General features: G+C 58.3%; 19 protein-coding genes. 14 read left to right on the forward strand and 5 right to left on the reverse strand.

What is annotated here, in order from left to right; translation table 11 throughout:
* Positions 1–16: 16 nt before the first annotated feature.
* Entirely contained in the window at positions 17–760 is a 744-nt protein-coding gene (locus tag EGK14_RS01750; protein WP_125287349.1) for an SDR family oxidoreductase, read from the forward strand.
* A gap of 316 nt (positions 761–1,076) precedes the next feature.
* A complete protein-coding gene (locus tag EGK14_RS01755; RefSeq protein WP_125287350.1) occupies positions 1,077–1,730 on the forward strand; it encodes a hemolysin III family protein in 654 nt (217 codons plus the stop codon).
* Positions 1,731–1,756: 26 nt separating this feature from the next.
* Here EGK14_RS01755 and ygfZ read toward each other — a convergent pair whose 3' ends face one another.
* Complete coding sequence (ygfZ, locus tag EGK14_RS01760; RefSeq protein ID WP_125287351.1) at positions 1,757–2,737, reverse strand: tRNA-modifying protein YgfZ; 981 nt, start codon at positions 2,735–2,737, stop codon at positions 1,757–1,759.
* Between the two features lie 216 nt (positions 2,738–2,953).
* Here ygfZ and sdhE point away from each other — a divergent pair, with 216 nt between their 5' ends.
* Together sdhE and EGK14_RS01770 are read left to right on the forward strand one after the other, a co-directional pair.
* A complete protein-coding gene (sdhE, locus tag EGK14_RS01765) occupies positions 2,954–3,220 on the forward strand; it encodes an FAD assembly factor SdhE (protein ID WP_125287352.1) in 267 nt (88 codons plus the stop codon).
* Positions 3,201–3,599, forward strand: a complete 399-nt coding sequence (locus tag EGK14_RS01770; RefSeq protein ID WP_125287353.1) for a protein YgfX — start codon at positions 3,201–3,203, stop codon at positions 3,597–3,599. The genes sdhE and EGK14_RS01770 overlap by 20 nt, the downstream gene beginning before the upstream one ends.
* 9 nt (positions 3,600–3,608) lie before the next feature.
* Here the strand turns inward: EGK14_RS01770 and fldB are convergent, their stop codons facing one another.
* Positions 3,609–4,127 (reverse strand): flavodoxin FldB, encoded by a 519-nt coding sequence (gene fldB / locus EGK14_RS01775; RefSeq protein ID WP_125287497.1) that lies wholly within the window; start codon positions 4,125–4,127, stop codon positions 3,609–3,611.
* A gap of 95 nt (positions 4,128–4,222) precedes the next feature.
* On the opposite strand from fldB, the gene xerD reads away from it, so the two are divergent.
* The 6 genes from xerD (at position 4,223) to lysS (ending at position 10,628) form a co-directional block, all read left to right on the forward strand.
* Positions 4,223–5,116 carry a site-specific tyrosine recombinase XerD gene (xerD, locus tag EGK14_RS01780; protein ID WP_125287354.1) on the forward strand — a complete coding sequence of 298 codons (894 nt, stop codon included), beginning with the start codon at positions 4,223–4,225 and terminating at the stop codon, positions 5,114–5,116.
* Between the two features lie 44 nt (positions 5,117–5,160).
* Positions 5,161–5,859 carry a bifunctional protein-disulfide isomerase/oxidoreductase DsbC gene (dsbC, locus tag EGK14_RS01785; RefSeq protein ID WP_125287355.1) on the forward strand — a complete coding sequence of 233 codons (699 nt, stop codon included), beginning with the start codon at positions 5,161–5,163 and terminating at the stop codon, positions 5,857–5,859.
* Between the two features lie 5 nt (positions 5,860–5,864).
* On the forward strand, positions 5,865–7,583 hold the full coding sequence (recJ, locus tag EGK14_RS01790) for a single-stranded-DNA-specific exonuclease RecJ (RefSeq protein ID WP_125287356.1): 1,719 nt from the start codon (positions 5,865–5,867) through the stop codon (positions 7,581–7,583).
* A gap of 147 nt (positions 7,584–7,730) precedes the next feature.
* Positions 7,731–7,931, forward strand: coding sequence for a type II toxin-antitoxin system HigB family toxin (locus tag EGK14_RS01795; protein WP_158616018.1), 201 nt, complete (start codon positions 7,731–7,733; stop codon positions 7,929–7,931).
* A 68-nt stretch (positions 7,932–7,999) separates the two neighbouring features.
* Positions 8,000–9,098 (forward strand): peptide chain release factor 2 gene (prfB, locus tag EGK14_RS01800; RefSeq protein ID WP_125287358.1). Its coding sequence is split into 2 segments (ribosomal slippage): positions 8,000–8,074 and positions 8,076–9,098, totalling 1,098 coding nucleotides; the frame shifts between segments, so codons are not numbered across the junction.
* A gap of 9 nt (positions 9,099–9,107) precedes the next feature.
* Positions 9,108–10,628 (forward strand): lysine--tRNA ligase, encoded by a 1,521-nt coding sequence (gene lysS, locus EGK14_RS01805; protein WP_125287359.1) that lies wholly within the window; start codon positions 9,108–9,110, stop codon positions 10,626–10,628.
* Positions 10,629–10,915: 287 nt separating this feature from the next.
* Here lysS and EGK14_RS01810 read toward each other — a convergent pair whose 3' ends face one another.
* Complete coding sequence (locus EGK14_RS01810) at positions 10,916–11,539, reverse strand: serine protease (RefSeq protein WP_125287360.1); 624 nt, start codon at positions 11,537–11,539, stop codon at positions 10,916–10,918.
* Between the two features lie 470 nt (positions 11,540–12,009).
* Between EGK14_RS01810 and EGK14_RS01815 the strand changes: the two genes are divergently transcribed.
* Positions 12,010–13,173 (forward strand): MFS transporter, encoded by a 1,164-nt coding sequence (locus tag EGK14_RS01815; protein ID WP_125287361.1) that lies wholly within the window; start codon positions 12,010–12,012, stop codon positions 13,171–13,173.
* On the opposite strand, the gene EGK14_RS01820 is transcribed toward EGK14_RS01815, so the two are convergent.
* The gene (locus EGK14_RS01820; RefSeq protein ID WP_125287362.1) at positions 13,170–14,090 is read right to left on the reverse strand and encodes a LysR family transcriptional regulator; all 921 of its coding nucleotides are present in this window, start codon (positions 14,088–14,090) and stop codon (positions 13,170–13,172) included. The genes EGK14_RS01815 and EGK14_RS01820 overlap by 4 nt on opposite strands.
* 119 nt (positions 14,091–14,209) lie before the next feature.
* Here EGK14_RS01820 and lysA point away from each other — a divergent pair, with 119 nt between their 5' ends.
* Entirely contained in the window at positions 14,210–15,463 is a 1,254-nt protein-coding gene (gene lysA / locus EGK14_RS01825; protein ID WP_125287363.1) for a diaminopimelate decarboxylase, read from the forward strand.
* 3 nt (positions 15,464–15,466) lie between these two features.
* Here the strand turns inward: lysA and galR are convergent, their stop codons facing one another.
* Entirely contained in the window at positions 15,467–16,468 is a 1,002-nt protein-coding gene (gene galR / locus EGK14_RS01830) for an HTH-type transcriptional regulator GalR (RefSeq protein WP_125287364.1), read from the reverse strand.
* Positions 16,469–16,822: 354 nt separating this feature from the next.
* On the opposite strand from galR, the gene EGK14_RS01835 reads away from it, so the two are divergent.
* Positions 16,823–19,105, forward strand: coding sequence for a molybdopterin guanine dinucleotide-containing S/N-oxide reductase (locus EGK14_RS01835; RefSeq protein WP_125287365.1), 2,283 nt, complete (start codon positions 16,823–16,825; stop codon positions 19,103–19,105).
* Positions 19,106–19,597: 492 nt separating this feature from the next.
* A complete protein-coding gene (locus EGK14_RS01840; protein ID WP_125287366.1) occupies positions 19,598–21,316 on the forward strand; it encodes a penicillin-binding transpeptidase domain-containing protein in 1,719 nt (572 codons plus the stop codon).
* Positions 21,317–21,397: the final 81 nt, after the last annotated feature.

The raw sequence follows: 21,397 nt of genomic DNA on the forward strand, positions 1-21,397 counted from the left end.
TTATCGGGAGGCAAAAATGAAAACGGCTTTGGTAACCGGCGGCAGCCGGGGAATTGGGCGAGCCACCGCGCTGCTGCTGGCGCGGCAGGGCTATCAGGTTGCGGTTAACTATCGTCAGCGTGAGGCGGCGGCGGCGGAAGTGGTGTCGCTTATTCAGCAACAAGGCGGAAAAGCGTTCAGCGTGCAGGCCGATATTGCTGATGAACAACAGGTAGTAGCGATGTTTCGCAGCCTTGATCAACAGGGCGCCGTGCTGAGTGCGTTGGTCAATAATGCCGGGATCCTGTTTCAGCAGGCCAGCGTGGCGCAGCTAAACGCCGAACGCATCAATCGCATTTTCGCTACCAATGTCACCGGAACCTTTCTCTGCTGTCGCGAAGCGGTAAAGCGCATGAGTTTTCAGTATGGTGGGCAGGGGGGAGCAATCGTAAACGTCTCTTCCGCCGCTGCCCGTAGCGGTGCACCGCACGAATATGTCGATTATGCCGCCTCTAAAGGGGCCGTAGATACGCTAACCAGAGGACTGGCGCTGGAAGTGGCGGCGCAGGGCATCCGGGTTAACGCGGTACGGCCGGGATTAATCTATACCGATATGCACGCCGACGGCGGCGAGGCGGATCGGGTCAATCGTATTGCGCCGACGCTTCCCATGCAGCGCGGCGGCGAGCCGGATGAGATTGCCCGCGCCATTCTCTGGCTGCTTAGCGAAGCGGCTTCTTATGTCACCGGTACCTTTATCGATGCCGCTGGCGGACGCTGACGGGATGAAGGCTGCCGGATAACGGCGCCCGCGCCATTCTCTGGCTGCTTAGCGAAGCGGCTTCTTATATCCCCAGCACTTTTATCAATGCCGCAACCGGGCGTTAACAGGGTGAAGGTCGCCGAATAACGGCCAGTTTTTTTTGGTTAAACAGCTGTTACAGCCATTCATAGTTTATTTAAGCGTACAGTTGTACTCTGAAATCATTCTCGTTTAAGCTGAACGTGCGCAACTTTCGGACAGGCGGCTGAAAACCAGCCGGGACGTATATCCCCTTTGGTCGCCCGTTTGCTTCAGATTGGGAAGAGGACAACGCATGACCAATAAAAAAATGTTAACGGAGGGCTACTCTGTAGCAGAAGAGGTAGCCAACAGCATCAGCCACGGCATTGGCTTTATCTTTGGCATTGTAGGGCTGGTGCTGCTGCTGGCGCAGGCCATCGACAGCCAGGCCAATGCCATCGCCATCACCAGCTACAGCCTCTACGGCGGCAGCATGATCCTGCTGTTTCTGGCTTCGACGCTTTATCACGCTATCCCTCATCCGCGCGCCAAAGGCTGGCTGAAAAAGCTGGATCACTGCGCTATTTATCTGCTGATTGCCGGCACCTATACGCCTTTTCTGCTGGTGGGGCTTAAGTCGCCGCTGGCGCACGGCCTGATGGTGGTGATCTGGAGCCTGGCGCTGGTGGGCGTGCTGTTTAAACTGTTTTTTGTGCACCGCTTCGAGGCTTTATCGGTCATCACCTATCTGCTGATGGGCTGGCTGTCACTGGTTGTGATTTATCAGCTGGCGATGAAACTGTCGGCGGGCGGCGTCTGGCTGCTGGCGGCGGGCGGCATCATCTATTCGCTGGGGGTAATTTTTTACGTCTCAAAACGCATCCCCTATAACCACGCTATCTGGCACGGCTTTGTGCTTGGCGGCAGCATCTGCCATTTTCTGGCGATTTACTTTTATATTTCATAAAAAAGGGGCCCTCAGGCCCCTGACGGTTAAGAAATCTCGTAGGGCAGCGGCTGAATAGCCAGGCTGCCGCCCTCGTCGCCCTGTACCCGCAGCGCCGTTTCCGGCTCCAGATCGTTATTCAGCACCGCCTGCACCCAGACATCGCCATTATCCAGCTGACAGGCTGCCAGTATGGTGCCGGTGCGGCGCCAGTTGTCGCCCAGCTTCATTTCCAGCGCATCCGCAGCGGCCGGAACGCGGGCAGCCTTGCCGGCCAGCCAATAAAGTGCACGCTTGTTGGCACCGCGGAATTTAGCGCGCGCCACCATTTCCTGGCCCGTATAGCAGCCTTTCTTAAAGCTGATAGCGTCCAGCGCCTGCAGGTTTGTCGCCTGAGGAATAAACTGCGCGCTGTTCGCCGCATCAATAACGGGCAGGCCAGCTTCGATATTCAGCGCCAGCCACTGCGAGCTGTCGGTTAGCTGTGCCTGACCGTCCAGGGCTGCGCGCAGCGCCAGTGCTCTGTCGCGATTCAGGATCAGCAGAAAGCGTTCCGCTGGCGCGGGAAACCACAGCAGCGTCGCATCATCCTGCTGCACCACTGGGTTTTCGGCGTCCGGCAGCGCGTCAAACAGCCCGGCCAGCGCGGCGCGAGCCTGAAAACCGGCTACGCCCAGCAGCACCGCTTCGTCATCCGCTTCGATAGCGACTTTGGCGAAAACGGCATACTTTTTCAGCTCGCTGATTTGCGTATCGCGCAGGCTGCGGCGTTCGAGATAGGCAAAGCCTTCGCCACGGTGAAACAGACGCAGATTGCTCCACATTTTTCCTTTTGCATCGCAGTGGGCTGCGGGGAGATGCGCATTGACGCCCAGCGCGGCGACGTCCAGCGTCAGCTGCCCCTGCAAATAGCTGACGCGGTCCGCGCCGGTCACGTTGACCAGCGCCCACTCTTCCAGCGAGATCAGCGTAAGCGGCAGACGGGCAGAGGCCGCAGGTTGACGAGGCGGGAAAGATAAAGTCGGCATAGCGGATTCCTGAAGTCAAATAAGCCTGCATTCATGTTAAAAGAGCCGCCCGGCTTTGCAACCTGTTTTCTGAAGGCGACGCACAAAAGGCGCGCTTGCGCGGCAACAAATGCTTTTATCGTGCGGCGCGTTACGCAAAGCCAAATTGCGCCATCAACATTGGCTTAAAAAAGCGCTACACTAGCGGCCATCTTTCACCGACTGACGATGGAAAGCATGGATATTGAAAATAGAGCGCGCGTGCAGTGGGCCTGCCGGCGCGGTATGCGGGAACTGGATATCTCCATCATGCCGTTCTTTGAATATGAATATGACACGCTGAGCGATGGCGATAAAAAGATCTTTATTCGCCTGCTGGAAAGCGACGATCCCGATCTGTTCAACTGGATGATGAATCATGGCGAACCTGCCGATCCGGAACTGAAACGCATGGTTCATCTGATCCAGCAGCGAAACCAGCAGCGTGGCCCTGTGGCGTTCTGATCTGCGGGTCTCCTGGCAGGCGCAGTGGATGTCGCTTTCGCTGCACGGCGTGGTGGTGATAGCGCTGCTGCTGGCGCCGTGGCCGGCCAGCCTAACGGTAGTGTGGATGCTGCTGCTGACGCTGGTGGTGCTGGAGTGCGTGCGTAGCCAGCGGCGCATTCGCAGCCGGGAAGGCGATATCGCGCTGCTGGCCGACCGTCAGCTGCAATGGCGGCAGAAGCACTGGCGCATTTGCGGTCGGCCGTGGATGACACGGCGAGCGATCCTGCTGGCGCTGCGCTCCGCTAAAGGCGAGCGCGAGAAGCTCTGGCTGCTGCGCGACAGCATGAACGAAAGCGAGTGGCGGCAGCTCCGTCAACAGCTGCTCGCTATTCACTGAACGCCAGGCTTACAGCGTGGCGGCCATTTCCGTCAGGATTTGTTCGCACCACTGCGCGATACGCTCGTCCGTCAGCTCAAACTGGTTAACGTCGTCCAGCGCCAGGCCGACAAACTGCTGGCCGTCGGCGGTTAGCGGCTTCCGGCTGATAAACTCGTAGCCTTTGGTAGGCCAGTAGCCAACGAAAACGACGCCCAGCGGTTGCAGCACCTCATGCAGCATGCCAAGCGCGTCCAGAAACCATTCGCTGTATTCGGCCTGATCGCCCATGCCGTACAGCGCCACGGTTTTGCCGCGCAGGTTTAGCGTAGCGAGGTCGGTCCAAACCGCCTCCCAGTCCTCCTGGATTTCGCCGAAGTCCCAGGTGGGAATGCCCAGGATCAGCATGTCGTACTGCTCCATCAGCTGCGGCGAGTCCTCTTTCAGATTGTGCAGCGTAACAAGATCCTCGCCGATAAAATCGCGGATTTTCTCCGCCGCCATCTCGGTATAACAGGTGCTGGAACCGTAAAAAAGCCCGATGTTCATACGCGGTTTACTCAATTCTCCTGGTTCAATGGCGCGAATTATATCAGAATTGAGCTTTGACGGTGTGCCGTCGGGTAAGTGGAAAAGGAGTCAACGTGCCGGACAGCGATCTGACAGAGCAGTTTCTTGATGCCTTATGGATTGAGCGAAATCTTGCGCAAAACACCGTAGCTTCCTATCGGCTCGATCTGATGTCGCTGGTGAACTGGCTGGCGCATCACCGGCTGGATCTGCTGCATGTAGACAGCGCCGGGCTACAGAACTTTCTGGCCGAGCGCGTGGAAGGCGGCTATAAGGCCAGCAGTTCTGCTCGCCTGCTCAGCGCCATGCGGCGTCTGTTCCAGTATCTTTATCGGGAGAAGCTGCGTGAAGACGATCCCAGCGCGCTGCTGGCCTCGCCTAAACTGCCGCAGCGGCTGCCGAAAGATCTTAGCGAAGCGCAGATAGAGCGGCTGCTGCAGGCGCCCTCTACGGATATCCCGATAGAGCTGCGCGACAAAGCCATGCTGGAGCTGCTCTATGCCACCGGGCTGCGCGTCACGGAGCTGGTCAGCCTGACGCTGAACAACGTCAGCCTGCGCCAGGGCGTGGTGCGCGTGGTGGGCAAAGGCGATAAAGAGCGGCTGGTGCCGCTGGGCGAAGAGGCGCTGCACTGGCTGGAGCATTACATTGAATATGGTCGTCCGTGGCTGCTGAATGGACAGACGCTGGACGTGCTTTTCCCCAGCAACCGCGCACAGCAAATGACCCGACAAACGTTCTGGCACCGCATCAAGCATTATGCGACGCTGGCGGGCATCGACAGTGAAAAGCTCTCCCCCCACGTGCTGCGACACGCTTTCGCCACGCATTTGTTGAACCACGGCGCCGATCTGCGGGTCGTACAGATGCTGTTAGGGCATAGCGACCTGTCCACCACGCAAATTTATACCCACGTCGCCACCGAGCGGCTACGGCAGTTACATCAACAGCATCATCCCCGCGCCTGACGCGGTGATCAAACGGCCAAACTATAAGGCCATGAGGATAATCAATGAAAAAGCGTTACTTTCTCCTTTCCCTGCTGGTAGCAGCCGGCCTGGCGCACGCCGATGATGCGGCCATTAAGCAATCTCTGGCGAAGCTGGGACTACAGCAGATGGAGATCCAGCCGTCGCCTTTGCCAGGGATGAAAACCGTACTGACTGAAAGCGGCGTGCTTTACGTCAGCGAAGACGGCAAACAGTTTATCCAGGGGCCGCTGTACGATATCAGCGGCGCGCAGCCGATCAACGTCACCAACAAACTGTTGGAGAAAAAAGTCGACGCGCTGAGCAGCGAAATGATCGTGTATAAAGCGCCGAAAGAGCAGCATGTCATTACCGTCTTTACCGACATCACCTGCGGCTACTGCCACAAGCTGCACTCGCAGATGGCGGACTACAACGCGCTGGGGATCACCGTGCGCTATCTGGCCTTCCCACGTGAAGGCATGAACGGACAGGTTGCCAAAGAGATGAAGTCAATCTGGTGCGTGGCCGATCGCAAAAAAGCGTTCGACGCGGCGATGAAAGGCGAAACCCCTGCGGCGGCCGACTGCAAAATCGACCTGGCCAGGCATTATCAGCTGGGCATTCTCTACGGTATTCAGGGCACGCCAGCCATCCTGCTGCAAAACAGTATGATGATCCCTGGCTATCAGGGGCCGCAGGAGATGAAAAAGCTGCTGGATAGCCAGAAGACAGGCGGCTAAGCCCAGTGAAAGGAAAAACCGAATTACGCCGCCGCGTGGCGGCGCAGGCGTGCGAGCTGCCGGAGGATCTCCATCCTCTGCTGCGACGCCTCTATGCGCACCGCGGCGTTAAGCAGGCCGTCGAGCTGGAACGCGGTGCCAAAAATCTCCACGCGTTTCACTCGCTCAGCGGCATTGAGCGGGCGGCAGAGATCCTGCAAAAGGCGATTGCCGATAACCTGTGCATTATGATCGTCGGCGATTTCGATGCTGACGGCGCCACCAGCACCGCGCTGACCGTATTGGCTTTACGCAGCATGGGCGGTCGCAATATCAAATATCTGGTGCCAAACCGCTTTGACGATGGCTACGGCCTGAGCCCGGAAGTGGTGGAGCAGGCGGCGGCGCGCGGCGCGCAGCTGATTATGACCGTAGATAACGGCATCTCTTCCCATGCGGGCGTCGCGCTGGCGCACGAAAAAGGCATTGCCGTAGTGATCACCGATCACCATCTTCCTGGCGATACGCTGCCGGATGCGGAAGCGATTGTTAATCCTAACCTGGCGGACAGCGAGTTCCCTTCACGCTCGCTGGCGGGGGTGGGCGTCGCGTTTTATCTTATGCTGGCGCTGCGCGCGCGGCTGCGCGACAGCGGCGTCGCCACGCTGCCGAACCTGGCCGAGCTGCTGGATCTGGTGGCGCTGGGCACGGTGGCGGACGTGGTGCCGCTGGACGCCAATAACCGCATCCTGGTCTGGCAAGGGCTGAGCCGTATTCGCGCCGGTAAATGCCGCGTCGGCATCCGGGCGCTGCTGGAAATCGCCAATCGTGATGCGCGCCAGCTTGCCGCCAGCGACCTGGGTTTTGCGCTGGGGCCGCGTCTCAATGCAGCCGGACGGCTGGACGATATGTCGGTCGGCGTCGCGCTGTTGCTTAGCGAAGACCTCGCCCAGGCGCGCATGCTGGCCAGCGAGCTGGATGCGCTGAACCAGACGCGCAAAGAGATAGAGCAGGGGATGCAGACGGAGGCGCTGGCGCTGTGCGATGCGCTGGAGCGCAGCAGCGAAGCGCTGCCGCTTGGCATCGCTATGTATCATCCGGAATGGCACCAGGGCGTGGTCGGCATCCTGGCTTCGCGGCTGAAAGAGCGCTTTCACCGTCCGGTTATCGCTTTTGCGCCCGCCGGTGACGGCACGCTGAAAGGGTCGGGACGATCCATCAGCGGGCTGCATATGCGCGACGCGCTTGAGCGGCTGGATACGCTCTATCCCGGCCTGATTATCAAGTTTGGCGGCCACGCGATGGCGGCGGGCCTGTCGCTGGAGGCGGAGAAGTTCGACGAATTCCGCCAGCGCTTTGGCGAGCTGATCGGCGAATGGCTCAGCGAAGAGTCTTTGCAGGGCGTGGTCTGGTCAGACGGCCAGCTGATGGCGCAGGAGCTGACGCTGCCCACCGCAGAGCTGCTGCGTGAAGCCGGGCCGTGGGGGCAGGCGTTTCCCGAACCGCAGTTTGACGGCAAATTTAAGCTGATCCAGCAGCGGCTGGTGGGCGAGCGCCATCTGAAGGTTATGCTGGAGCCGCTGGGCGGCGGGCCGCTGCTGGACGGTATCGCTTTTAATATTGATACCGCGCTCTGGCCCGATGCGAGCGTGAAGCAGGTAGAGCTGGCCTACAAGCTGGATATCAACGAGTTTCGCGGCAACCGCAGCGTACAGCTGATTATCGAGCATCTCTGGCCGCTGTAGCCTGAACAGGCCAGTCTTACTCAGTCAGGAAGAGGTTGTGATTTGTCATGGCAGAGGGATAGCGTAACAAGTAAACGCTTTTCATTATCCTGCAGCCCCAAAATGGGACTGGGATAGTCAAGGCGAATGTTTACCCAGGGAGGGGACATGAAGATTATCGCGGTAGCGCCATTACGGGAATTCTGGCCCCCCACAATCAGGCCGCCTAAGGCCTGGGTTGATGAAGTCAGAAAAGCGGCCTGGCGGACGCCACAGGATATAAAGAGGCGCTATCCGTCAGCCGATTTGGTGGCCGCCGGTGCGCCTTCCGACTATGGGATTGGCTGCGGTAAACTGCTGCCGCGCTAACGCTACAAACTCCCCGCAAATTCGTTTAAACTGCGTAGTTACATTGCAGACTTTTGAAGATCTAAATCATGTTTGAAATTAATCCGGTAAAGAACCGAATTCAGGATCTCACTGAGCGCAGCAGCGTTCTCAGGGGGTATCTTTGACTACGATGCCAAGAAAGAGCGCTTAGAAGAAGTTAACGCCGAGCTGGAACAGCCGGACGTCTGGAACGAGCCTGAACGCGCGCAGGCGCTGGGCAAAGAGCGTTCCGCGCTGGAAGCGGTAGTAGAAACGCTGGATCAGCTGAGCCAGGGGCTGGAAGATGTTGCCGGCCTGCTGGAGCTGGCGGTGGAAGCGGACGACGAAGAAACCTTCAACGAAGCGGTTGCCGAGCTGGACGGTCTGGATAAAAAGCTCGCCGATCTTGAATTCCGCCGCATGTTCTCCGGCGAGTACGACGGCGCGGACTGCTACATCGACATTCAGGCCGGCTCAGGCGGGACGGAAGCGCAGGACTGGGCCAGTATGCTGGTGCGTATGTACCTGCGCTGGGCCGAGGCGAAAGGCTTTAAAACGGAAGTGATCGAAGAGTCCGAAGGTGAAGTAGCCGGCACTAAATCCGCCACGCTGCGCATCAGCGGCGATTATGCTTTCGGCTGGCTGCGTACCGAAACCGGCGTGCATCGCCTGGTGCGTAAAAGCCCGTTCGACTCCGGCGGCCGCCGCCATACCTCTTTCAGTTCCGCGTTTGTCTACCCGGAAGTGGACGACGATATCGATATCGAGATTAACCCGGCCGACCTGCGTATTGACGTTTACCGCGCCTCCGGCGCCGGTGGTCAGCACGTTAACCGTACGGAATCGGCGGTGCGTATTACCCATATTCCAACCGGCACGGTGACCCAGTGCCAGAACGACCGTTCTCAGCATAAGAACAAAGACCAGGCGATGAAGCAGATGAAGGCGAAGCTGTACGAGCTGGAAATGCAGAAGAAAAATGCTGAGAAACAGTCGCTGGAAGATAACAAATCCGATATCGGCTGGGGCAGCCAGATCCGCTCCTACGTGCTGGACGATTCACGCATCAAGGATCTGCGCACCGGCGTGGAGACCCGTAATACTCAGGCGGTGCTGGACGGCGATCTGGACCGATTTATTGAAGCAAGTTTAAAAGCAGGGCTATAAGGAACTGACATGTCAGAACAACAACCGCAGGGCGCCGACGCCGCACTTGAGCTGAATAATGAACTGAAAGCGCGTCGCGAAAAGCTGAGCGCGCTGCGTGAGAACGGCGTGGCATTTCCCAATGATTTCCGTCGCGACAGCCTTTCCGATAAGCTGCACGCAGAATATGACGCGAAAGAGAATGAAGAGCTGGAAGCGCTGGGCACAGAAGTCAGCGTGGCGGGACGCATGATGACGCGCCGTATTATGGGCAAGGCATCCTTCGTCACGCTGCAGGACGTAGGCGGTCGCATCCAGCTGTATGTTTCTCGCGACGATCTGGCGGAAGGCATTTACAACGAACAGTTTAAAAAGTGGGATCTCGGCGATATCGTCGGCGCTCGCGGCAGGTTGTTTAAGACCAAAACCGGCGAGCTTTCTATCCACTGTAGCGAACTGCGTCTGCTGACCAAAGCGCTGCGCCCGCTGCCGGATAAGTTCCACGGCCTGGCCGATCAGGAAACCCGCTATCGCCAGCGCTATCTGGATCTGATCTCTAACGACGACTCGCGCAAAACCTTTAAAATTCGTTCGCAGATCATGGCGGGCATCCGCAGCTTTATGGTCGGCCGCGACTTTATGGAAGTGGAAACGCCAATGATGCAGGTGATCCCCGGCGGCGCTTCTGCCCGTCCGTTTATCACCCATCATAACGCGCTGGATATCGACATGTATCTGCGCATCGCGCCCGAGCTTTACCTGAAGCGTCTGGTGGTCGGCGGCTTCGATCGCGTCTTCGAGATCAACCGTAACTTCCGTAACGAAGGGATTTCGCCGCGTCATAACCCAGAGTTCACCATGATGGAACTCTATATGGCCTATGCGGACTACAAGGACCTGATCGAACTGACCGAAAGCCTGTTCCGTACGCTGGCGCAGGACGTGCTGGGCACCACGGTAGTGCCTTACGGCGATCAGGAATTCGACTTCGGCAAGCCGTTCGACAAACTGACGATGAAAGAAGCCATTCAGAAATACCGTCCGGAAACCGATCTGGCCGACCTGGATGATTTCGACAAAGCCTGCGCTATCGCGCAGTCTCTGGGCATCAAGATTGAGAAGAGCTGGGGCCTGGGCCGCGTGGTAACCGAAATCTTCGAAGAGACGGCGGAAAGCCATCTGATCCAGCCGACCTTTATCACCGAATATCCGGCCGAAGTGTCGCCGCTGGCTCGCCGCAACGACGTTAACCCGGAAATCACCGACCGCTTCGAGTTCTTTATCGGCGGCCGTGAAATCGGTAACGGCTTCTCCGAGCTGAACGACGCGCAGGATCAGGCTGAACGCTTCCTGCAGCAGGTGAACGCCAAGGATGCAGGCGACGACGAAGCGATGTTCTACGACGAAGACTACGTAACGGCGCTGGAGCACGGCCTGCCGCCAACAGCGGGTCTGGGTATCGGTATCGACCGTATGGTGATGCTGTTTACCAACAGCCACACTATCCGCGACGTGATCCTGTTCCCGGCGCTGCGCCCGTCAGGAAAATAAGCGAAGGCTGTGGGATTAAGGGGCGACTTGTCGCCCCTTTTTTATCGCTGATTTCAGGCCGGAAGGCGATGCCCTGGACGGTTGCAGGAAGGCGTCATCAAAGTGGCGGATTTTGCTCCCGGCTGGGCTAATACCTGTGCCCGGACGGAGTACGTAATATTTGCCGCCGTCAAACCGGTCTGTTACTGAAACCGGCCGCGCATCTGGTGCCGCGCTTTGACCCCCGTCGCCCTTCAGATCGACACAGCGATGAGCCCCTGGCTGTCAGCGAGCAAACCGCTGAGCCGTTATGATTTTATCGCCTCGTCCAGCCAGTCTTTAAAGCGGGCGTAAGGCACATACAGCGAGACGTTTTTATACAGCGTCTTGCCGGTTTTAATATCGTTAATGCGATTGGAATAGCCGACGATAACGCCCGCCACGGAGTCATCGGAAGCGTTATAGACCGCGCCGCCGGACATGCCCTGCACCACGCCCGCGTCGGAGGCCACCACGACGCAGCTCAGCTTGTTCCAGTCGTTTTTCAGACCGGTATTCACCAGGTTGGTGCCGGTCGAGGCCACCGGCATGGCGGAGATAAAGCTGTAGCCATACAGATTGATTTTGTCGCCCATAAAGCCGTTACGGAAGCGCGGCGCGGGCACGTTGCCGTTTTTATGGTAAACCACCGCCAGGTCGCATTCAGGATGGCGCGACTTAACGCGATAAAGCGAATATTTCGCCACGTGCGCTGCCGTCAGGCTGTAATCGGCGTTTAGCGGAATAGTGGTGCCCAGCGTGCCCACGCCCAGAATGGTCGGAATGCCGGTAACGGTCATATCCACACGCTTCTCTGCTTCGCTGCTGTACTCATATTTTCCTACTGAGCACCCGGTGATACTCAGCGTCAGCAGGCAAATAGCCAGTCGCATCTTTACTCCTCGGTAATGAATCGATCAAGCACAGCTCAATAAACGCCCGTTGCATCCATCATCGAGGTATCGGCCAACACTCGGAAAACTTTACCTATTTAACCGCACTCCGCATCAAATGATTATCAGATAATTGATAATTTTCCGTAATGAGTGCCGTCTCAATGCGCGCAAAATACGGCCATTATTTACTAAAGTAGCGGCGTATTTTGCTCAAGTATAGACAAACCGCGAAGCCCAAAAACGATGCGTAAAGGCTAAAATCGGTGGATCTGAAGGTGAGTCGGCGGCGATTGTTGCCTTCCAGGCAAAAAATTGTTGCCTGAGAAGGGGTATAAGTCCCTGATGAGCTGTGCTTTAATCTTTGGTGTGATGTAGATCAAAATTCACATTCTGTAATACTTTCCCCCGCCCTTTTTTGTCTGTCGACCGCTGTCGGCGGAAAGATAATTTTTTCTGGAGAAGATGAGATGCCCGTTTCTTTACTGGCGCTGGCGCTGAGCGCTTTTGCTATCGGCACCACGGAATTCGTTATTATGGGCCTGCTGCCGGAAGTGGCAGGCGATCTCGGCGTAACGATCCCTTCGGCGGGCTGGTTAATCAGCGGCTATGCGCTGGGCGTGGCGATCGGCGCACCGATTATGGCGCTGCTCACGGCTAAGCTGCCGCGTAAAAAGACGCTGATTTTACTGATGTCGATCTTTATTGTCGGCAACGTGCTTTGCGCGCTGGCTTACAGCTACAACCTGTTGATGATGGCACGGGTGATCACCGCGCTTTGTCACGGCGCTTTTTTCGGCATCGGCGCCGTGGTAGCCGCCAGCCTGGTCGCGCCCGACAAGCAGGCGTCCGCCGTAGCGCTGATGTTTACCGGCTTAACGCTGGCTAACGTGCTGGGCGTGCCGCTGGGCACCTGGTTTGGCCAGCTGTTTGGCTGGCGCGCTACCTTCTGGGGCGTGGCGGTGATTGGCGTACTGGCTTTTATTGCGCTGATTGTCAGCCTGCCTACCAACCGCGACGAAAAACCGGTACATCTGGCCAGCGAGGTTAGCGCGCTGGCTAACGGCAAGCTGTGGCTGTCGCTGCTGATGACGGTGTTTTTCGCCGCCGCCATGTTCGCGCTGTTCAGCTATATTGCGCCGCTGCTGCTGCAGATCACCGGTATCAGCAACAAAGGCGTCAGCTGGACGCTGTTTTTAATTGGCGGCGGCCTGACGGTCGGCAATATTCTGGGCGGCAGGCTGGCCGACTGGAAGGTTTCTTTTAGCCTGATCCTCAGCTTCTCGCTGATCGCGCTGTTTTCGCTTGCCTTCAGTTGGACCAGCCATGCGCTGTGGCTGGCGGAAATCAACCTGTTTTTATGGGCGATGGCAACGTTCTCTACCGTACCGGGACTGCAAATCAACGTGGTTCGCCACGGCAAAGAGGCGCCGAACCTTGTGTCCACGCTGAATATCTCTGCGTTTAACGTCGGCAACGCGTTTGGCGCATGGGCGGGCGGTGCGGTGATTGATCGCGGTTATGGGCTGACTTCCGTGCCGGTCGCGGCCGCCGTACTGGCCGTTATGGGCCTGCTGATTTGTCTGCTGACCTTCCGCCGCGCACGCGGCCAGCAGCAGGCGGCGCGCGCTTAAGCCAGTAATGTCGCGAGGCGCTGGTTGAACAGGCTGCTATGCTCGCGCAGATGCAGACTGAAGGCGTCAACCAGCGCCGAGCCGGGACGGTGCTGTGGCCGGATCAGGCTGACGGTAAAAGGCACCGCAATACTGAAGCGGCGGATCGCTACGCCGCTGCCCGCATAGTCCAGCGCCGTAAGCGGATTGACTATCGAGACGCCCACACCTGCTCTCACCATCGCACAAACCGAGGCCGCGCTGTGCGTCTCCATCACCATTCTGCGCTGGACGCCCTGCTCGCTGAATAGCTGATCCAGTAACTGACGATAGCTGTCCGTTTGCGACAGGCTGATAAAATTCCTTCCGGCAAAATCCTGCGGCGTCAGGCAGCTTTTTTCCGCCAGCGCGTCGTCCTGCGGCAGCACGCAAACCTCATTACCGGTGAAGATCACGCTGCGCTGCGTGCCGACCGGCGTCTGGCCGGTTTCCGTTAGGCCTAAATCGTAACGCTGTGCCGACAGCCACTCTTCCAGCAGCGGCGACTCCTGCGGAATAATATTCAAACTGACGTCGGGGTAGCGCTGCAAAAAGGGCTGGCAGAGCAGGGGAAGCAGCGACTGGGAAAACACCGGCAGGCAGGCGACAGACAGCTCGCCCTGGCGAAACTGGCGCAGGCTTTCGGCCGCGTTGATAATCCTGTCCAGACCGTACCAGGATCGCTGCACTTCTTCAAACAGCTTCAGTCCCTGTACGGTAGGGTGCAGGCGGCCCCGGATGCGATCGAACAGCTTCAGGCCGGTCAGCTTTTCCAGCCTGGCCAGCTCGCGGCTGACCGTGGGCTGCGAGGTATGCAGCATAGCCGCCGCTTCGGTCAGGTTGCCGGTGGTAACAACCGCATGAAAAATTTCGATATGTCGTAGCGTGATGCCAGCCATAACTACCCTCGCAAAAAGAATCGTTCATATCATGAATGAATAGACTTCGCTAAAACAGATATTTTTCATCGCGCTGTTGCTATGGCGTAATAACGCTATTAATGACAGGAGAAAGCCCGATGCCACGCCCGCTTAATACTACCGAAACTGCTCTGAACCATGACAATTTGCTCCAGTTGGCGCGCCAGTATGGCGGCCCCGTCTGGGCCTATGATGCCGACGTCATTGCTGACCGTATCGCGCAGCTGCAACAGTTTGACGTGGTGCGCTTTGCGCAAAAAGCCTGCTCTAACGTTCATATCCTTAAGCTGATGCGTGCAGCGGGCGTTCGCGTCGATTCGGTGTCGCTGGGAGAAGTGGAACGCGCGCTGGCGGCAGGCTTTCAGCCCGGCGGCGAAGAGATCGTCTTTACGGCCGATCTGCTGGATGCGCCTACGCTTGCCCGCCTGGCAGAGCTTGCGATCCCGGTGAATGCCGGTTCGGTTGATATGCTGCATCAGCTGGGCGAAGTGTCGCCGGGCCATAAGGTTTGGCTGCGCGTTAATCCGGGGTTTGGTCACGGCCACAGCCAGAAAACCAACACCGGCGGCGAAAACAGCAAGCACGGGATCTGGCACGGCGATCTTGAGCTGGCGCTGGCCGCTATCCGGCAGCACCGGCTGCAGCTGGTCGGCATCCATATGCATATTGGGTCGGGCGTGGATTATGGTCATCTGGAGCAGGTTTGCGACGCGATGGTCAGGCTGGTTATCGACTTCGGACAGGATGTGGAGGCAATCTCAGCCGGCGGCGGGCTTTCCATTCCTTACCGTTTTGGTGAAGAAGCGATCGATACCGCTCACTACTTTGGGCTGTGGGATGCGGCGCGCCAGCGAGTGGCGCAGCATTTAGGCCATGCGGTGAAGCTGGAAATTGAACCGGGACGCTTTCTGGTGGCGGAATCTGGCGTGCTGGTATCTGAAGTGCGCGCCGTTAAACAGATGGGCAGCCGCCACTTCGTGCTGGTGGACGCCGGTTTTAACGATCTGATGCGTCCGGCGATGTATGGCAGCTATCATCATATCTCCGCCATTGCCGGAGACGGACGCGATCTGCAGGAGAGCCGGACGATTGACACCGTGGTGGCGGGGCCGCTGTGCGAATCCGGCGACGTTTTCACCCAGCAGGAAGGCGGCAAAGTCGAAACCCGCGCGCTGCCGCACGTCAGGCCGGGCGACTATCTGGTATTCCATGATACCGGCGCTTACGGCGCGTCGATGTCCTCTAACTACAACAGCCGGCCGCTGCTGCCGGAAGTGCTGTTTGAAAACGGCCAGCCGCGCCAGATCCGCCGCGCGCAGACCGTTCAGGAGCTGCTGGCGCTGGAGGCGTAAGCATCAGTCTGGCGAGCCGACCGAATGGCGGCGCACCAGCGTCGGGCTGAACAGATTGGTCACCTCAGGCAGCGGCTGGTTATTAGCCAGCGCTAACGCCAGCTCCGCTGCCTGCTGCGCCATGGTGACGATGGGGTAGCGCACCGTGGTCAGCCTCGGGCGGACATAGCGCGATACCAGCACGTCATCAAAACCAATCAGCGACATCTCTTCCGGCACCCGCACGCCGTTATCGCTGAGTACCGCCAGCGCGCCCGCCGCCATTGAGTCGTTATAGCAGGCTACGGCGCTAAAGGCCTTGCCGCGTCCCAGCAGCTCCGTCATCGCCTGTTCGCCGCCGATCTCATCCGGTTCGCCAAACGCGACCAGCCGATCGCTGCCCGGCAGATTGTGCTCCTTCAGCGCGTCGTAATAGCCCTGTAGCCGCTCGTCCGCATCGGAAATAGGGTGGTTTGAGCAGATAAAAGCGATGTTCTGATGGCCCTGCTGGATCAGATGGCGCGTTGCCAGCCACGAGCCGTAGCGATCGTCCAGCGCAATGCAGCGCTTTTCAAAACCCGGCAGCGCACGGTTAATCAATACCATGCCGGGGATCTGCTTCATCAGAGGGATCAGGTCGGCGTCCGGGATTTTTTTGGTATGCACCACCAGCGCGCCGCAGCGGTGCCGGATCAGCTGTTCAATCGCCTGGCGCTCTTTTTGCTCATTGTGATAACCGTTGCCAATCAGCAAAAAGTTGCCGGTGCCGTAGGCAACCTGCTCGACCGCCTTGACCAGCGCGCCGAAAAAGGGATCGGAAACGTCGCCGACGACCAGCCCCATGGTTTCCGTTGACTGCTGCGCCAGCGCGCGCGCGTTGGCGTTGGGATGATACTGCAACTCTTCCATTGCGCTGTTAACGGCCTGACGAGAAGCGTCGCTGGCTTTAGGCGAATTATTAATTACGCGAGAGACCGTAGCGACGGACACACCCGCCAGCCTGGCGACATCCTTAATGGTAGCCATAGTGACAAAGCCTTCCAGGGTAAACGTTTACATGGCCCCAGTGTTGCGGAAATTGCCAGCTACTTCAAGCAGACAGAATGCTGCGAATGTCGCAAAGCCGACGAAAAAGGCCAGCTGTTATCCGCAGATCCTTTTACCGCAGCGTCTTTTCCTTCACGCTTTGCCGCTTCCCGCGCGCAAGTACGCCAGCCCGGGCACTTTGGAAAGCACGGCTTCATTAACGAGCTTCTGGCGCAACAGGCAACGGAACCGCGGGCTTTTACGATCGCACGTCGGACGCACAGAAGTGTGCTGAAACGCGCCGGAAAAATGGTAGCCTGTAGCCTGACACGATCACCAGCCGGACTGCCTGCCATGACTCTAAAAAAAGTGCCGCATCTTGCCCACTGGGGCGCCTTTACCGCCGTTGTCGAAAACGGCAAACTGCAGCGCTGCGAACCCTTTTTCGCCGATCGCGATCCGTCGCCAATGCTTAACACTATTCCCGAGCTGGTCTATTCCGACCGGCGCATTCGTCAGCCGATGGTGCGCCGCTCCTGGCTTAAATCGCGCGAGAAAAGCGACCGCACGCTGCGGGGGCGGGAAGATTTCGTGGCGGTGGACTGGGAAACAGCGCTGGATTTAGTGGCGGAAGAAAACCGTCGGGTGCGCGATCGCTACGGCGCCGCCGGTATTTTTAACGGTTCTTACGGCTGGTCTTCAGCGGGACGTGTTAACCATGCCCGCACCCTGATCCGTCGCTTCTACTTTACCGGCGGCGGCGGTGTCGATCAGCTGGGCAACTACAGCTGGGGTGCCGCGCAGTTTTTCCTGCCCTATATCATCGGCACCTATATGCCGTTGACCGGTCGCGTTACCGACTGGCCGAGCGTGGTGGAACATTGCGAAATTTTTGTCGCCTTTGGCGGACTGGCGTTGAAAAATGGCCAGGTTGCCTCCGGCGGTGCAGGGCAGCACAGCCTGAAACCGGCACTGCTTGAACTGGCGGCCAAAGGCACGCCGGCGATCAACATCAGTCCGATGCGGGATGACTGCCCGGAATTTGTTAACGCCGAGTGGATCCCGATCCGACCCAATACCGACGTGGCGCTGATGCTGGCGCTGGGGTACGAAGTGGAGCGGCTGGGCGCGGCGGATGGCGATTTTCTGGCTTCGCACTGCGTAGGCTATCCGCAGCTGCGCGGCTATCTGCTGGGCGACAGCGACGGGGTGGCGAAAACCCCGCGCTGGGCCAGCGAGATCACCGGTATTCCGGCCGCGCGCATTGAGCTGTTGGCCAGACAGCTGATCGGCAAACGCAGTTTTATTACCAGTTCTTATTCCGTGCAGCGCGCCCATCGCGGCGAACAGCCTTACTGGATGATGATCGCGCTCTCGTCGATGCTGGGCCAGCCGGGCCTGCCGGGCGCCGGGTTCTCTTTTGGACACGGCTCAATGAACAGCGTAGGCAACCCGCGCGTTGACGGGCCGGCGCCGATGATGTCAACCGGCGTCAACCCCATTGCCGACCAGGCGATCCCGGTGGCGCGCATCAGCGATATGCTGCTGCATCCGGGCGAGCCATACGCTTTCCAGGGCCAAACCCATACTTATCCCGATATTCAGCTGATCCACTGGGCGGGCGGCAATCCGTTTCATCATCATCAGCAGCTTAACCGGCTGGTCGAGGGCTGGCAGAAGCCGGAAACGGTTATCGTGCAGGATATCGTCTGGACGCCCGCGGCGCAGATGGCGGATATCGTGCTGCCGGTGACCACCTCGCTGGAGCGCAACGATATCGGCGGCTCGTCCCGCGACCGCTTTGTGCTGGCTATGCATCAGGCGATCGAACCGCAGCATCAGGCGCGTAACGACTTTGATATTTTTGCCGATCTGGCGGAGCGCCTGGGCTATCGCGACGCCTTTACCGAAAACCGGAACGAAGCGCAGTGGATTGAGCACCTTTACCAGCAGTGTGCGGTGGCACACCAGCGCCGGGGCGTCGACTGGCCGGATTTCCAGACTTTCTGGGAACGGGGCTACGTAGAAGTGCCAGAAGGCGACAAGCCGTTTATTTTTATGGAGGATTTTCGCCGGGATCCGCAGCAGGATCCGATCCAGACCCCCAGCGGCAAAATTGAGCTGTTCAGCGAAACCATTGCGGGCTTTGGCCTGGCAGATTTTGCGCCGCACCCGGAATGGCAGCCGCCGCAGGAGTGGCTGGGTGCGGAAATCTGCCAGCGCTTCCCGTTGCATATGATCTCCATGCAGCCTGGCGATCGTCTTCACAGCCAGATGGATGCGACGCCGACGGTGCAGGCTAACAAAACGGCCGGGAGGGAAACGCTGTGGATGCATCCGGAAGATGCCGAAACGCGCGGGATTGCCGATGGCGACACCGTTGAGGTCAGCAACGATCGCGGGCGGATGCTGGCTGGCGTCAGGCTTACGGACGGCGTCAGCCGCAGCGTGGTGCTGATCGCCACCGGCGCCTGGTTCGATCCGGGCTTTGGCAAAGCCTGGCTGCCGTATGACCAGGCGGGCAACCCCAACGTGCTGACGCTGGATATCGGCACCTCGTCGCTGACGCAGGGGCCAAACGCCATGAGCTGCCTGGTGGAAATCTGCAGGGCGACCAGAGCGCAACGCCAGGAATAAATCAGGAACCGCGCTTAATAGTGCCAATATCGCGCATGGGCGCGCGAAACGAGTCGGGATAGCCGTATTCACGGCCAGTCCGGGCTCCGTAGCTGTTCGCCAGACTGGTAGCGGCTGAGGGCTGAACATAGCTTTGTCAGCAGTCTGCCATCCCGCCAGGGCGGGAGGTATTTTTCGGCACCCGCTGGCTAAAGTTGCAAAAACATATAGAAATCACATGGCTGGTTACATTTTGCGGGTAACTGTTGCGAATGCGGGCTGGCGAGCAGACTGGCCCGGTTGCTACAGTTTATGTCCCAGAGGTATTGATGGGTGAACATCAAAATAACTTTGTTTCACCGACCTGCGCAGATGCGCAGGTTTTTTTTACCCGGCGTTTTTGCTAAACCACACGGCAATAATCACGATCTGAAACACAGTTTTCCTGTTATCACCCCTGCATTTTTTGTATAACTCCCGGTCAGTTATCCGCTATTCGCCGACAGAAGAGCCATGCCCCGCTTAAAGAAATCACTGGCTAAAGACCAGGAGCCGTTTCATCCCGTTCGCTTTCGCCTGATTTGTCTTGGCGTGTTCGTTTCCATGCTGCTGCTGTTGCTCTGGGTAGGGGATTTGCAGCTGATTAATCATCCGATGCTGGAAAAACAGGCGGACGAGCGCTCGCTGCGCACGGTCACTATTCCGACCAATCGTGGTACGCTGCTGGATCGTAACGGCGAAGCGCTGGCGCTGAGCGTGCCATCGCGCGATATCATTGCCGATCCGCAGCGCGTGCTGGAAGCCAATCCCGATTTTACCAGCGCGAAATGGGAATATCTGGCTAACGCTTTGGATCAGCGCCCTGAAGAGATCGCCCGGCAGATCAAAGCCAATCCCAACCGCCGTTTTCTTTATCTGGGCCATAAAATCGAGCTGGGCATCGCTAAAGATATCGCCAAACTGCATCTGTCTGGTATTTCCACCGTCTATGACGACAGCCGATTCTATCCGATGAGCGAGGCGACTGCGCCGCTGCTCGGCATTGTTGGCGCGGATAATAGCGGCCTGAACGGGCTGGAAAAAGGTTTTGATAAGGTGTTGCAGGGCACCGCAGGCGTAGAGAAATATCGTCAGGATGCCCACGGCAATATTATCGCCATGATTAACTATGAGCCGCCTCGCCAGCCGCCAACGGTACAGCTCAGCATTGATAAATTCGATCAGTACACCCTGTACACCAGGCTGCGCGACGGCGTATTGCTGAACAAAGCCGATTCTGGCGCGGCGGTGTTGGTTAAAGTCGATACCGGCGAGATTCTGGGGATGGCGTCTTATCCTTCCTATAACCCCAATAATTTCAGCGATGTTTCGCCTAACCAGATGCGTAATGCGGCCATTAACGACAGCTATGAACCCGGCTCGACGGTAAAACCACTGGTGGTGATGGAAGGGCTGGCGCGCAGGCTGGTACGCCCGGATTCCGTGCTGGATACCACGCCTTATCGCGTTAATGGCCATCTGATCCGTGACGTGGGCCACTGGCCGCGACTGACCATGACCGGCATCCTGCAAAAATCGAGCGATATCGGCGTATCGCACATCGCACTGGCGATGCCCGCTGAAGTGCTGGTCAACACCTTCCACTCTTTTGGCCTGGGAAAACCTACCGGCCTGGGGCTGACCGGCGAAAGCGTGGGCTACTTCCCGCTGCACCGTGAACGCTGGGCCGATATCGAACGGGCCACTTTCTCCTTTGGCTATGGTCTGCGCGTCACGCCGCTGCAAATAGCACGTGAATACGCCACGCTGGGATCTTTCGGCGTTTATCGCCCGCTTTCGATTACCAAAGTGACGCCGCCCGTGATCGGCACGCGGGTAGCAGACGAAGACATCGTGCGCTCGGTGGTCCATATGATGGAAAGCGACGCGTTGCCCGGCGGCAGCGGCGTGCGCGCGGCGGTGCCGGGCTATCGACTGGCGATTAAAACGGGAACGGCCGAAAAAATGGGCGCGAGCGGCAAATATGACGGCGGCTATATTAACTATACTGCGGGGGTGGCGCCTGCCAGTAATCCACAGGTGGCGCTGGTGATTATGATCAACCACCCGACAGCAGGGGATCACTTTGGCGGCTCGGTCGCCGCGCCGGTCTTCGGCAATATTATCGGCCCCGTGCTCAAGCATATGAACGTGGCGCCGGACGCGCTCTACTCCACGCACAGCGGCACCTGATACGGTCCGATACCTGAGGCCGCCGTCAACAAGAAGCCCACGCCAGCGCGTGGGCTTTTTTTCATCTTAACGTCTCGTCAT

The organism is Erwinia sp. 198, assembly GCF_003937915.1.
GTDB lineage: Bacteria > Pseudomonadota > Gammaproteobacteria > Enterobacterales > Enterobacteriaceae > Erwinia > Erwinia aeris.